The organism is Thalassobacterium sedimentorum (assembly GCF_031127905.1).
GTDB classification, from domain to species: domain Bacteria; phylum Verrucomicrobiota; class Verrucomicrobiia; order Opitutales; family Coraliomargaritaceae; genus Thalassobacterium; species Thalassobacterium sedimentorum.
In genome coordinates, this window is the sequence record NZ_JARXIC010000001.1 from 213,798 (window position 1) to 228,000 (window position 14,203).

The following is a 14,203-nucleotide window of genomic DNA, read 5'->3' on the forward strand; positions in this document are numbered from 1 at the left end:
ACTGTATGCGATTCGCTGGATCCGCGCCAACGCACACAGGCTCAACATTAATCCCGATAAAATTGGAGTGATCGGCTTCTCAGCGGGAGGCCATCTCGCCTGCTGCGTTTCAAATGGATTTAATCGGGCAGAATGGCAACTTGATCCCGACAACTCCCTAAGTGAAGTTTCTGCACGACCGGATGCCAGCATCCTAGCCTACCCCGTAATCAGCACCGGCACACAATATGCCCACCACAGCAGCATGGAGAAGCTACTAGGACAACGCTTCGAAACAAAAGTGATGGATAGCTTGCGCTGGGAAGATCACGTTCACCCAAACTACCCAAGCACTTTCCTGTGGCACACAAACTAAGACACCCTCGTGCCAGTCGAGAATAGCTACATGATGGGATTAGCACTACAAAAAGCAAAAATACCACACGAATTACACATTTTCCCGCAAGGCACCCACGGCTTAGGACTAGGGACGATCGGCAGGCGTCGACAAGGATCAGCCGATCAATGGCGTATTTTAGCAGAGCGCTGGCTAAGAGAACTAGGCTTCTAGTTCACACAACACATACTGCGCATTGCAAACCTCTAGAAGGATCCACTTGACACCCCACTAGTATACCAGCAATAGTATACTACCCCCCCCCCTAACCATAGCTTAAATCCACCCTCTACGAACGATGAAGGACTAATCATCAACTACCCTGCAATGGAACATCCCAAGCGACCGACTAACTGTGGTTAGTCTAAATTCCAATAAAATGCGAAAAAAACATACCTTTTCAAAAGCAATCAGGCCCACTTCGGGTTTTCACCTGAACGGATTCATCCTAATCGCATTGATACTCTATCAATGTGCAAGTGGAGCTGAACTAACAACAGGAACACCATTTCAAGACGGCGCAGTTTTACAACATGGTAAAGTCCTTCCAATCTGGGGCACAGCAGAGCCAAAAGAAAGCGTCACGCTTAAGTTTGCGGAACAAACAACCGTGACCCAAGCCGACCAAGAAGGCAACTGGATGGTTGAACTCCAACCATTACCGATCTCTCGCCAAGGATTAGAAATGACGATCAGCACACCAAGCCAAACAAAACGAGTGAAAGATATTCTGGTCGGTGACGTATGGATATGCGCTGGACAGTCAAATATGGCGTTTAAACTTCGTCAAACGGAGAATGCCGACGAAGCAATCGCAACGGCCGATTATCCCTTGATTCGCCAACTGCTGATGCCCAATAATCCAAGTGGAGATAAGCCGCAATCATTTGTAAAAGCAGAATGGACAAGCGCCTCCTCAAGCACCGCAGGTGAATTCTCAGGAGTCGCCTATTACTTCGGGCGCGAACTGTATGAATCGCTAAACATTCCAATCGGCCTAATTAACGCGAGTGTCGGCGGCACTGGCGTTGAGGCTTGGACAAGTCAAGAAGCGCTACAGAACGATCCGAACTACCCTGCGATACAGCAACGCTGGCAGCAAGTCATGGCGGTATATCCAGCCAAAATGGAGCAGTTCAAACAAAATGTCGAAGTTTGGAAGAACGCCCGGGAAGACGCCATAAAGCGTAACATAAGCCCATTGCCCAGAGCTCCCCGTAAACCCGCAGGCCCGCAGGATCGAAACAGACCCTCCGCCTTATTCAATGGGATGATCAATCCACTGATCCCGTATGCAGCGAAAGGCTTCATATGGTATCAAGGTGAGCACAACGCCTTTCGCAGCGACGAATACGCGAGTTTATTCATGACAATGATCACGCAATGGCGCAATGATTTCGCACAAGGAAGCCTTCCTTTCTACTTTGTACAACTCCCGAACAGAGACCTAGAAAGCGACGGATCTCGCGTGGCATGGGCAGCGCTTCGCTTAGAGCAAGCAAAAGCACTCACCCTCCCAAACACAGGAATGGCTGTAACCATTGACATCGGAGATTCACGAGACACTCACCCGAAGAACAAGCTGGATGTCGGACGTCGCCTAGCGTGGATCGCACTCAGCCAAACTTATCACAAAAAGATTCCCTACGCGAGTCCGACTCTAAAGCAGGCAAAAGCGCAAGGGTCTGAAATGCTGCTAACCTTTAAAGCGCACGATGGACTCGAACTTCGCGAAGATGTGCTACCAGCTTTTGAAATCCGCGGCAGCAGCGACTACGAACTCGCAAACGTATCCCTTAGCGGCAACACCGTCACGCTCTCCTCACCAAAAGTTAAAAATCCAACAGCCGCCCGTTACGCGTGGTCAAACGACCCTCCCGTTGCACTCTACAGCAAAGCGGGCTTGCCCGCAGCCCCTTTTAGCATCGACATCACAACATCCGCAAAACTGAGCAATTAAACTTAGGATAAAACACAAAGAAGCGGAAAAAAATCATACTACCCCTAAGACCAAACCATATACAAATAATGAAACAAGAATTCACCTCTTCTCGCCCCTTCATCGTTACATCTGCACTGCTTATGACTCTCGTATCTTCAATGGCTCTAGCCACTGATGGAACATGGAGAACCTCTGCAACACGTTCAGACTGGAGCGACACGACGAAATGGATTGATGACGAGATAGCAAGCGGAGTCGGAGCCACTGCGACATTTGACCGAGAATACTATGCAACAGGTAGGTATATCGTACTAGACACTGATCGTACAATAGGCCAGATCCAGAACATTAATACCTACAATGGAGTTGGTAAAAATATCATTATTGAGGTTAGTAATGGAAGTCTACTGACGATGAATAACGGTGCCAACGATGCCATAATTAACAATAGTGGCGATGGCGCGGTTCGCATTGATCCTACGATCTCCTTACTTTCAAATTTAAAAGTAACCAACACTACATCTACTTTCCTGAGCATAAACGCAGTTTCCTCAGGCAGTGGCTTAAAAAACATAACATTGGGAACTTCGGATAACCGAATCAACTTAAGTGGCTCCATCAGCGACGGAGCCGGCCAAATTGCTATAATTGTAGATACCGGTAGCTTGAATGTACCAGTCAATTTTTTAGCCTCTAATACTTTTTCAGGTGACATAACTATCCACTCTGGAACAGCCACCACAAACACCTCCACCAGTAACCTCGGCACGGGCAATATAGATTTGCTCGGCGGAAGGCTGGATATGAACAATGCTAATTCCATCGCCTCAGCCGCCATTCTAAACTTCAACCTCGCTGCATCAATTGAGCTCAACTATGCAGGTGCCATGACAATTGGAGGCCTAACCTCAGGATTGAATACGATCTCCAACGGAACATATGACATTTCTGAACTCAATACTCACTTCGGGACTACTAGCTTCTCGGGCACTGGCCTGCTAACAATCGCGGCTGTTCCCGAAGCAAGTCAATATGGCATACTACTCGGATGCCTGCTTGGCGGATTCACAATAGTCCGTCGTCGCCACACTCCGAGTAAAAGGTAAAGCATACATTCCCACTCCTTCGAACTCGTCAGTACTCGATTGTACTAAACTGCTAGAGAATGGGAATCGGAAGATGAGCTACGCCAAAGCCAACTGCATCTCCCTCCTCTTTTGCAAAAACATAGGTAAACATTGAACCCTAATGAAAATTAAACAGCAAGTAGCCATTTGCATACTCACTCTCAGCGCACAGTTTATATCAGCAAGCGATGGCACGTGGACTTCCGACACGAACGGTCATTGGTCCAATGAAAATAATTGGCAAGACTCAATCGTTGCAGACGGCCCCCGGTCTATTGCTACTTTTGACCGATCTAACTATAGCCTCGGACGGACGATACTACTCAACAAATCCATCACCTTAGGGAAGTTATTATTCATAAACTCTGGCACCGACGGAGAGCAACGCAACGTCATTATAACAAGCGACGACCAAAGCTTACTCACACTCGACAATACGCCCACAGCAATCCTCACAAACAGCGGTGCGGGCGCCGCCCGTATCGATCCAGCTGTCGCCCTCTTGTCAGACCTGCGCATCAGCAATTCCACGACAACTTTTCTCGGCGTGAACTCCCCAATTAGCGCCGCATCTAAAGGCAAAAAAGTAATCACTTTTATGCCCTCAAACGCTCGCATCAATATGGCGGGCACGATTAGTGACGGTTCCGGTGAACTCGCTCTCATCATTAGGACTGATAACTCCAGCGTCAATTTTCACGCGAACAACTCATTCACAGCCGGAACCACTATCCAGTCAGGAACCGTAACAACGAACAAGCAAGGCACCTTAGGAACAGGCGACATAAAGTTAACTGATGGACGGCTAATACTTGGTCATGCGAAATCCATCCACCACACAGCCACTCTCGATTTCGGACTCCGCTCCAGCATTAATCTAAATTACAACGGCAGCATGAGGATAGCGGACGCTGTCATTAATAATACCTCAATCGGTCCGGGCACCTACACTAGCTCTCAGCTAAACAAATTCTTCGGTGCAAAGTTTTTTTCAGGAAAAGGCAAACTAACAATCACATCTGATAGAACGAACAAATAGACATGATAAAAAAGCAATCGATCTTATCTGCGACTGTCACTCTACTAGCGCTGACTGCACCACAATCCAACACCTTCTCGCAGCAATTCACTGAACTACCACATCTACGCGTCGAAAAAGATACCATTCATCCGCTCTCTCTAGGTTTTACTGGACGTTCAATTATTCCATGGTTCGGGCCCGATGAAGCGCCTGCCATCCTAATCGGCACCCACAGCAAATACTTCCCCGTCCGAACCAATCTTTATCGTGCAACAGGCAATGACGGGAGTGGCAAAGCTTATGCCTTACCCGCAGACTACCCTCTTTACGAAGCCATTCCCTTCGACGAGGCCCACCTGGGACGAGCTGCCTCAATCGGCGCTGGACACTATCAAACGATTAACCGTGAAGACGGACTCTTTGACCTCATCCGCTTCAAGTCAGACGCACCCTACTACTTCCATAATATTGGAGAACCCGGCGCCCCAATCTTCGCTGAACCTTATGTGATAAAAATGGCACAAGAAATGCCTTCCAACGAAAGGTGGATTGCCGACGTAAATGGCGATGAAATCCCAGACATTCTGGTAGGCGGCCTCACCGATAAATCTCAACGATTTAATCAATACCCGGATTGGCCACAAGAAAAAGGCCCTTGGTCTGGCAATGATCACCCCAACATGGGCTCGCTCCCTGATACCGATATCCAAAACTTTCGTGGTTATGACATCGCAGGCAACTGGATGGGCATGCCTATACGCAAGTATCTGTGGTGGGCAAAGGGAAGTCTAAATGAAAAAAAACAACTAGAGTTCGGAGCTTTTCGTCACGTGCGTTACGGACAAACCGACTATCCGGTTCAGCTACAGGACTTCGGCACACAATTATCCCCAGTGGTCATCGAAGACGAAGGTCAAAAATATATAGCTCTGTTCACCGGTGTGGATAAATCAATGGCGCTCCCTCTACGCGGTGAAGACAATGGGGAACTGCGCACAGGAAAATCAGTTCCACTGATGAATGACAACGCTCCTTTAATAACGGTTAATTTTGCCAATGTAATGGGGCTAGCCGACATGAATGGCGACGGACATGAGGACATTATAGTCGGATCGGGCGCGAATGGTCGACTGACCGTTATCAGCGGCACTCGCATAGGTGAATTCAAAGAAATTGGCAATATTTTCACTAAAGGTGGCCGGATCTCTGGCGATACACTGAGTGTGCCCATTCGCGGCGACTGGGACAATGATGGCTATCCAGATATCGTGCTAGGTGACGCCTCGGGTTTTTACTCTTTGTGGCGAGGCAGCGCAGACCCTCTCGTCTATCAGTCCTGCGATTTCTTCTCTACAGACTCAGGTGTAGTCCGTCATCGTCCAGTTGATGGCAACCTCCAAGGCAGCAACGAAGACGGATGGAGTTACACGCAACCAGAACTCTTTGACTGGGATGGCGACGGGTACCTAGACCTCATTTCCAACGACAACGAAGCGAAACTATTTCTCTACCGCGGCAACGGCACACCACACGTCAAGGAGCGCGAACGCTTCATGTATAAAGGAAAGCCTCTCCCACTCGCGTGGCGTAGTCGGCCTGCCGTCATCGACGGTAAGTTCGGCGTGGCTGGAGATGATCGAAACTGTTTACTATTCATGACTTGGGATCGCAAACTCGCCTATGCAATTCCAGAGAAAAACGGTAGCCTTAACATGGAAAAAATTGTCGAAGTCACCTATGAATCAGGTTCCTCTATCATCCTTTCCGGGCCAGCAGGGCACTCCGGCCGTGTTAAATTCGCGATCGCAGACTGGGACGAGGACGGAACATGGGATCTCGTTTGTGGCGTTCAGCGCAGACTGCAAGCCTACTTCCGCTACGGATCCACGGAATCTCCTAGTTCAGCGCCATACTGGTTCCGCAACGTCGGAACGAATGAGCATCCAGTCTTCGACCCCTCACGTCTGATCACCTTTAAAGACGGCTCACCCATCGTCGTGAATGGCCACGAGTTCAGCGCATTTCCCACGGACCTAAACGACGACGGCCATCTTGACATTATTTTTGGCGAAGACGAAGGATTCGTTTTCTACCAAATGCGTGATCAGCTCGCTTGGGATGAATCAGTCGACACAATTAAACAGGCAATGGCTACCGAGGCTAGATTACTAAAAAACTCCCAAAATCTACCTCAAGGGCAGTTACTCTTTGAAGGCTGGGAATACCCTCTAGGCTCCGTTAAGGAGGGCACACTCAACAACGGGAAGGGCTGGAACAGTCCATGGGAAACCAACGTACCCAAAGCGAATATTCTCGAAATCCCACTTCACACTATAGGTGCTTTCGCCGCAAATAAGCACGAAAGATTCATCCAAATATCCGGAGATGGCAAAGAAAACGGCAGCATCCGACGTGATCTAAATCAGCCCTTCAATCTAAATCAAGACCAAGCCGTTACCCTCGTTTACTCCATAGACTGGGAACGGGAAGATAGCTCGAATAATCTAGGTTACGAGGCCATCACACTACTGAATCTCTGCAATCCGACTGGCAGCAGTTTAATAGCAATAGGTACGACCTCAAACGAAGAACTCGAAATTAGCTTCGGCAACACCGCACAAAAAACGACTCAGCGCCTAGACGCAGTCGGTAGTTGGACCCTTAGAGCCGAAATCGACCTAACACCGAAAGGAGAACCCACCGAAGTTAGAATAATCGTAAGCAAAGATACACTCCCGACGAAGATCCACACAAACCAGTGGCAGTTAAAAGCGAATGCAAATATCGAAGGTGTGGTCAATAATCTGGTGCTAAGCGTCGGTAAATTTGCAGGCCGAGTCAGCTTTGATAATCTTGAACTCTCGACAAATTAAGCAAAATACTCCAAAGCGATCAATCCAACTCGTTTGTATTAAAACGTAAGTCCCAAACGACCGTGATCATCTTCCTTTTGTTCAATTTGGTTCAATTGTTTTTTCATATAAGCCACCACTCCACGTTTACTCAAATCGATATGATCAGCTAATAACTTACGAGCGGAATCTCGGTCATGACGACCAATGGCATCTACAATGGCCTCATGATCCTCACAAATATCAGCGATATTCGCAACATCCAACTGTGGCACGCGTGATGTTCCCATCAATCGAGCCAAGACTCGATTATCATTAATATGCTTCACAAGCATCCGATTACCAGTCGCTTGCAAAATTGCCAAATGAAAATCATAATCAATTTGAAACATCTGAAGCACTTCATCCGTATTTAACCGTAGACGAGAAGACTCTCCCAATCCCCGCAATAGTTCACGCATACCCAGGCAATGCCCTCGCAACGATTCAAGCTCTTCTGCAGTAATCAGAGACACAGCAACTTCAACTGCATAACATTCCAAAGCACGACGCACATCAAATAGCTCTTCAAACTCACGCAACTCAGGAGTTCGAACGATGGTGCCATAACGCGGAACCCGCTGTAGCACTCCCATTTGAGTGAATATATGCAAGGCCTCCCGCACAGGCGTCCGACTAATACCAATGTCCTTTGCAATTGCTTCCTCCGAAACAAGATCCCCCCATCTTAATTTACCACTGAGAAATAGCTCATGTACGTGATCCACAGCCTTACGTTTTAAATTTTTCTGATCTGCCATACTATAATAGTATACATCACCACTCAGAATTCCACTAAAATATGAACCAGACCCCACCCATCTGCATATATTTTCTGCAGCGAGCGAATGATGTTTCGAAAACTAAGAACTGCCCCACAACACACTTAATTACCTAATTTTACGCTGGACTGGCTGGGGATGCCTAGCACACACTAGTATACAATAAAAATACAATGAATTTCGCAGGCACAGATACACAAAGCATTTCCAGCTCACAATCAACGGTACCCAAACTGCACCAAACGCTAAACGGCGAATGGAACTACCACAGCAAGGGCGATAATAAAATAAGTGGCAAAGCCACGGTACCAGGTTGCATCCATACAGATCTCTTAAGAGAGGGAAAAATTGATGCCCCTTATTTCAGAGACAACGAAGCCAAACTTTTTTGGATCGGCGAAGAGAATTGGATTTACGAAAAAGAGTTCAAAGTGGAGGAGCATATTCTGGCGCAACCAATTCACAGCTTGCATTGTAAGGGCCTCGACACTCTTGCCCAATTAAACTTGAACGGACACACCATCGGGCAAACTGACAACATGTATCGCCATTGGTCTTTCGATGTCACACAATATTTAAAGCCTGGGAAAAACTTGTTGAGAATCGAATTTCAAGCAGCTACTCCTTGGTTGCGCGAGCGTAAAGAAAGCTCTAAAGTAGCTTTGCAAAAAGTCGGCAGTTATGAAGCGCTTCCACGGGCAGAACTACGCAAAGAACCTTGCAATTTCGGATGGGACTGGGGCCCGGTCTTGACAACCTGCGGCATTTGGCTCCCCATCTACCTCGAGGGTCATCAAGGCACGAAACTACAAACTGCAAAGATCGAACAATTTCACAAAAATGGACAGGTCGAACTAAAAGTTTCGCCCGAGTTCGAAGGCAACAAACAGACTACTGGCCAGACTGTGGTCCGCCTTTATCGCAATGATCTTTTGATCACAGAAAGTATTCAAAAAACGACTGAACCACACGCACTAACAGTGAAAGACCCGGACTTATGGTGGCCAGCAGGCATGGGAGAAGCCGCGCTCTACCAACTGCAAGTCCAACACAAATCACCCCAAGACGCAGTAATTAATACCATTAACTACCGCATCGGTCTACGTACAATTCGACTCATAACCAAAGATGAAGCAAACGGCCAAAGCTTCTACTTTGAGGTGAATGGCAAACCCATATTCTCTAAAGGTTCAAACTGGATCCCAGCCGACAGTTTCCCAAACAATGTCAGCGAGAGCAAAATGCGTCAATTGCTAGAGGATGCAAAAGCTGCCAACATGAACATGATTCGAGTGTGGGGAGGCGGATACTACGAGCCAAATGTATTCTTCGACATTTGTGACGAGCTAGGCTTAATGGTTTGGCAAGACTTCATGTTTTGTTGTAGCACCTACCCCACCGACAATGATGCTTTCATGCAGAACGTTGCGCAAGAATTACGCGAGCAAATCACACGCTTACGTCACCACGCCTCTCTCTGCCTCTGGTGCGGAAACAACGAGTTAGAAATGTATCATACTGGAGACAGATGGGATGCAATGCACATGCCATGGTCGGAGTACGCAAAGCTCTTCGATCAACTCATGCCTCAATTAGTCAAAGAGCTTAATCCCGAATGCAACTATTGGCCGGGCAGCCCCCACAGCCCTCAGGGAAATCGACTGGATTACAACAATCCATCCTGTGGCGATGCACACATTTGGGATGTCTGGTTTCATGACAAAGAAAGCAGCTACCACCTAGATTGCTCGCATCGCTACATCAGCGAATTTGGTTTCTCCTCCTTTGCACACCCGACGACAATTAATTCCTTCACCGACCCTGAAGATCGTATCATCGGTTCCTATGTACTCGGACAGCACCAACGAAACCGCAAGGGCGATGGCATGATACTCAATCATATTTTCAAGCGTTTCAAATTACCCAGCTCATTTGAGAAAATTGTCTGGCTCAGCCAGATCACACAAGGTGATATCATGCGCGAAGCAATCGAACACTGGCGACGCCTACAACCCCACACCATGGGGGCATTATACTGGCAACTCAACGATTGTTGGCCCGTGACCAGCTGGTCAACACTAGATTATAAAGGACGTTGGAAAGCATCTCACTACATGACTCGTCGCTACTTTGCACCACTGCTACTATCAGTAAAAAAACTAGGTGAAGGCAACGCCTTCGAAATATGGCTGACTCAAGATGTTGAAAGCGAGATAAGCGGCCAGCTTGAGGTCAAAGCATGGCGTACCTCTGGAGAGTTGCTGCACACTGAAAATCTCACATTAGGTCCCACTTTAATCCTAAGTGACGCGATTGCTCGTTATCAAAACAGTCAATTTTTAAAAAAAGCTTCAAAGCAAGAGGTGATCATTGAAGTAAAATTTAGAATGAACGAGCAAGTGAGTACGGCGCTGCATCATTTCATACCACTGAAACATGTGAAGTTAGAGAAACCAGAGATCCAGGTCGAATTCGATGTGCAGGTAGCTGAAAATAAATTACAAATTAAACTACAGACCAATCGCCCCAGCCCGTTTACTTTCGTCGACTTAGCAGATCAAGAACTTCGCGCATCCGATAACTTCGTGCACTTGTTTCCAAATGATACGCAAGTACTCAACGTAGCTCTTAACAACAGCCGTAAAAGTAACGACTGGCTACAGAAACTGACAATCAGTAATCTCTACGAACTGTGCAAATCTGAAGTAGAGCACGATTAAGCAACATAGAATGAAAACAGTCTAAGAGAAGGCGAATAATTTATGAAATATCTAAACATAAAATACCTCCTACTAGGCCTATTTTGCTTGAATCTAGCAAGCTATGCAAAACGCCCCAATGTAGTATTAATCACTATAGATGATCTCAATGATTGGGCATCTTGTATGGGCGCCTATCCTGATGCACGCACTCCCAACATTGACCGGCTGGCTGACAGTGGCTTACTCTTTATGAATGCCTACTGCACCACCGCGCAATGTGGCCCCTCCCGCACAGCGATGTTAACGGGCCTTGATGCTAACACCACAGGGCTCTACAGAAACGAAGACTACTGGAAAGTTCGCTTCCCTGGCCTCCAATCTATGCCCATGCTTTTCGGCAAAGCAGGTTATGCCGTATATGGCACAGGAAAGGTCTTCCATGGAAACACACAAAAACAAATTCAAGAGTACTGCTTCGAAAAAGACTGGGATGAGTATTTCGTGCCCAACGATTCTCCAACTCCCCGCATAAACAACCAACCAGTCCATCCAATGGAAGACGTCAAACCATGGATCGACTGGGGAGGCATTGATACAGACGACAGCGAGATGTTCGATTACAATGTAGCTAGTTACGCAATCAGTAAGCTAGAAGCCAACCATGGAGATCAACCTTTTTTTCTAGCAGTCGGATTTCACAAACCGCATGCCGAGTGGTTCGTCCCCCAAAAGTACTTTGACGCACGTCCTCTGGAAGAAATCACTCTCCCGCTTTACAAAGCCAATGATCTAGAAGACTTACCCACTGGTGCATTCAAACTAACACCGAACGACCCCATCTTCCAACGTCTGAATGAAAAAGGTTGGTTAAACGGAGCCATTCAAGGTTATCTGGCTTCCGTAGACTTTATGGATGTTCAAGTGGGCCGTGTACTCGATGCAATCGAAGAAAACGGTCACACTGAAGACACCATTGTGATTATTTGGAGTGATCATGGCTTTCATCTTGGAGAAAAAGAGCACTGGATGAAGCATCGCCTTTGGGAGCGTTCAACCAACACCCTGTTGATGATGCGCGTGCCAGGCAAAACTACCGCGAAATCAGTGCACGCCTCCCCTGTCAGCTCGCTAGATATTTTCCCAACACTAGCTGATCTCTGCGACCTACCGAAGCGCAAATATCGATGGGATGGCTACAGCTTATCTGAACTTTTAACGAATCCAGATTGGAAGCGCCCCAAACCAGTCTTAACGACACAAGCTACGCATAATTACGCAGTAAGAAGCGAACGTTACCGATACATTCTCTATGAAGATGGTGGCGAAGAACTTTACGATCATTTAACAGACCCCAACGAATGGAATAATTTAGCACATGACTCCAACTACGATACAATAAAGACTGAACTTTCCTTGCACATTCCGGATCATAAAATTAAAGCACCACGTTATCAGAAGGAATTCAACAAACGGGCTAAAGAATTACAAAACCTTACTTTACTTAAATAAATCCCCACAATGCCCAATAAAAAGCCAAATGTAATTTTTATCGTGTGCGACGACATGGGTGAATGGGCAATGGGATGCAGCGGACACCCCAACGCCCTGACTCCCAACCTCGATCGACTCGCTCGTGATGGAACTCGTCTGAGTAACCATTTCAGTGCGTCGGCAGTTTGCAGTCCCTCGCGCGCCTGCTTATTAACCGGCAAGTACAGCCTTGAAGTTGGCATTCCTGATATCCTATGCACTGGCGAAGGTGTCGGCCTAGACCCTAAATATACGACGACCGCCAAGGCCTTTCAGAAGGAAGGATATCGCACGGCTCTCGTTGGTAAATGGCACCTCGGCGATGACGATCGGTACCATCCCACACAACATGGTTACGACAGCTTCACTGGCTTTCGAATCGGTGGCGAAGAAGGGCCACTCAGCTCAAAAGATCCAGGCATTGAAATTGACGGAACGTATCAAAAAGTCGAAGGATATACATCGGACATCCTGACTGACCACGCTCTCGATTTTATCGAAACAAAAGATTCAGAAAGCCCATTTTTCCTCTCATTACATTTCTGGGCTCCGCACGCCAATCAAGGCGTCAGCACAGAAGATGGCGACCGAACTTGGCACCCTCTCAAAGACGAAGACTGGGATCCTTTCAAAGACCTCACTCCAGAAGTTCCGAATCCCAATTATCCGAAGCTAGACATAAATAGAATTCAACGTATGACACGTGAATATCTGGCGAGTGTGCATAGTGTAGACAGAAATATTGGCCGTCTAATTAGAGCATTAGAAAGTACAGGTACCCTCGACGACACGATTATCGTGTTCACCTCAGACAACGGATACAATATAGGTCACAATGGAATATGGCACAAAGGCAACGGCTGGTGGATACTCACTGACAATCGTGGTGATCGACCCAACCTTTACGACCATTCAATGCGCGTACCCGCAATTATAAGCTACCCAAATTGCGTAAAAGCAGGCCAAGTTTGTGATCATCCAAATACCTCGATGGATTGGTTCCCCACCCTCATGGATTTTGCAGGAATCAAAACTAAAGCGAACTGGGAGCTTCGGGGCGAAAGTATCGCTTCCATTTTAAAAGGAGAACGCTCCCTTACCGATCGACCTATTTTCGGACAATACCAGATGTGGGACTGGCATCAAACAGGAGCTGCGATGCGCTCATGGCGAACCAATGAATGGAAACTCATGCTCGACTTAAAAGAAACCGTTCCAAACGAATTCTATGATTTAAGAAACGATCCCAACGAAGCAATTAACATATATAACTCAGAGGATCCTAGCATAAAAGCTGCCCAGGTCGCGATGGAACGCTCCCTCCGCAAACACATCACCGAAGTCGAGTAGCAAGCCATGATAGTAGATAAATCTAATAATGCCTCTCAATACACCATGTGCTCAGCATGGAAAAAAGCCTTTGATTTTATTCATGAAGTTACACCAGAGACTCCCGACGGCCGATATGAAATCGATGGAGCTCGTATCTACGCCTTAGTAATGAGCTACATGACAAAGCAACCTAGTGAGGGCAAATTAGAAGCACACAAACAGTATGCCGACATTCAAGTCATACTTTCGGGTGAAGAACGTATTGCTGTAACATCAACAGATTTTCTAAAAAGCAGCGAAGCCTACAACCCCAAGCAAGACCTTGTTTTCTACGAATGTCCAGATTCGTTCAGTGCACAGATCAACCTACGAACTGGAGACTTCGCGTTCTTCTTACCACAGGACGCCCACATGCCAATGATATGCATTGATCAACCGAAATCAGTAAAAAAATTGGTTGTTAAAATCGACTTACAAACTCTAGCGCGATAAACAATAGA

10 protein-coding genes are annotated in these 14,203 nt (G+C 47.0%); 9 read left to right on the forward strand and 1 reads right to left on the reverse strand.

Annotated elements, in window-relative coordinates:
• Window positions 1-10 precede the first annotated feature (10 nt).
• The 5 genes from QEH59_RS00725 (at window position 11) to QEH59_RS00745 (ending at window position 7,339) form a co-directional block, all read left to right on the forward strand.
• A complete protein-coding gene (locus tag QEH59_RS00725) occupies window positions 11-355 on the forward strand; it encodes an alpha/beta hydrolase (RefSeq protein ID WP_308983501.1) in 345 nt (114 codons plus the stop codon).
• Between the two features lie 400 nt (window positions 356-755).
• Window positions 756-2,336, forward strand: coding sequence for a sialate O-acetylesterase (locus tag QEH59_RS00730; RefSeq protein ID WP_308983438.1), 1,581 nt, complete (start codon window positions 756-758; stop codon window positions 2,334-2,336).
• A 68-nt stretch (window positions 2,337-2,404) separates the two neighbouring features.
• Window positions 2,405-3,424, forward strand: coding sequence for a hypothetical protein (locus tag QEH59_RS00735; RefSeq protein ID WP_308983439.1), 1,020 nt, complete (start codon window positions 2,405-2,407; stop codon window positions 3,422-3,424).
• Between the two features lie 142 nt (window positions 3,425-3,566).
• Entirely contained in the window at window positions 3,567-4,484 is a 918-nt protein-coding gene (locus tag QEH59_RS00740; RefSeq protein WP_308983440.1) for a hypothetical protein, read from the forward strand.
• 2 nt (window positions 4,485-4,486) lie between these two features.
• Window positions 4,487-7,339 carry an FG-GAP repeat domain-containing protein gene (locus QEH59_RS00745; protein WP_308983441.1) on the forward strand — a complete coding sequence of 951 codons (2,853 nt, stop codon included), beginning with the start codon at window positions 4,487-4,489 and terminating at the stop codon, window positions 7,337-7,339.
• Between the two features lie 38 nt (window positions 7,340-7,377).
• Here the strand turns inward: QEH59_RS00745 and QEH59_RS00750 are convergent, their stop codons facing one another.
• A complete protein-coding gene (locus QEH59_RS00750) occupies window positions 7,378-8,118 on the reverse strand; it encodes a GntR family transcriptional regulator (protein WP_308983442.1) in 741 nt (246 codons plus the stop codon).
• Between the two features lie 194 nt (window positions 8,119-8,312).
• Between QEH59_RS00750 and QEH59_RS00755 the strand changes: the two genes are divergently transcribed.
• From QEH59_RS00755 to QEH59_RS00770, 4 genes are read left to right on the forward strand one after another with little or no spacing between them, the layout of a single operon-like run.
• Complete coding sequence (locus QEH59_RS00755; RefSeq protein ID WP_308983443.1) at window positions 8,313-10,859, forward strand: beta-mannosidase; 2,547 nt, start codon at window positions 8,313-8,315, stop codon at window positions 10,857-10,859.
• A gap of 42 nt (window positions 10,860-10,901) precedes the next feature.
• Window positions 10,902-12,350, forward strand: a complete 1,449-nt coding sequence (locus tag QEH59_RS00760) for a sulfatase (RefSeq protein WP_308983444.1) — start codon at window positions 10,902-10,904, stop codon at window positions 12,348-12,350.
• Window positions 12,351-12,359: 9 nt separating this feature from the next.
• Window positions 12,360-13,721, forward strand: coding sequence for a sulfatase family protein (locus tag QEH59_RS00765; RefSeq protein ID WP_308983445.1), 1,362 nt, complete (start codon window positions 12,360-12,362; stop codon window positions 13,719-13,721).
• A 6-nt stretch (window positions 13,722-13,727) separates the two neighbouring features.
• A complete protein-coding gene (locus QEH59_RS00770; protein ID WP_308983447.1) occupies window positions 13,728-14,195 on the forward strand; it encodes a NanQ anomerase/TabA/YiaL family protein in 468 nt (155 codons plus the stop codon).
• Window positions 14,196-14,203 lie beyond the last annotated feature (8 nt).

What these genes read in the sequence shown, in the direction of transcription:
- QEH59_RS00730 (WP_308983438.1), top strand. Translation starts at nt 756, where the DNA reads ATGCGAAAAAAACATACCTTTTCAAAAGCAATCAGGCCCACTTCGGGT.
- QEH59_RS00735 (WP_308983439.1), top strand. Translation starts at nt 2,405, where the DNA reads ATGAAACAAGAATTCACCTCTTCTCGCCCCTTCATCGTTACATCTGCA.
- QEH59_RS00740 (WP_308983440.1), top strand. Translation starts at nt 3,567, where the DNA reads ATGAAAATTAAACAGCAAGTAGCCATTTGCATACTCACTCTCAGCGCA.
- QEH59_RS00745 (WP_308983441.1), top strand. Translation starts at nt 4,487, where the DNA reads ATGATAAAAAAGCAATCGATCTTATCTGCGACTGTCACTCTACTAGCG.
- QEH59_RS00750 (WP_308983442.1), bottom strand. Translation starts at nt 8,118, where the DNA reads ATGGCAGATCAGAAAAATTTAAAACGTAAGGCTGTGGATCACGTACAT.
- QEH59_RS00755 (WP_308983443.1), top strand. Translation starts at nt 8,313, where the DNA reads ATGAATTTCGCAGGCACAGATACACAAAGCATTTCCAGCTCACAATCA.
- QEH59_RS00760 (WP_308983444.1), top strand. Translation starts at nt 10,902, where the DNA reads ATGAAATATCTAAACATAAAATACCTCCTACTAGGCCTATTTTGCTTG.
- QEH59_RS00765 (WP_308983445.1), top strand. Translation starts at nt 12,360, where the DNA reads ATGCCCAATAAAAAGCCAAATGTAATTTTTATCGTGTGCGACGACATG.
- QEH59_RS00770 (WP_308983447.1), top strand. Translation starts at nt 13,728, where the DNA reads ATGATAGTAGATAAATCTAATAATGCCTCTCAATACACCATGTGCTCA.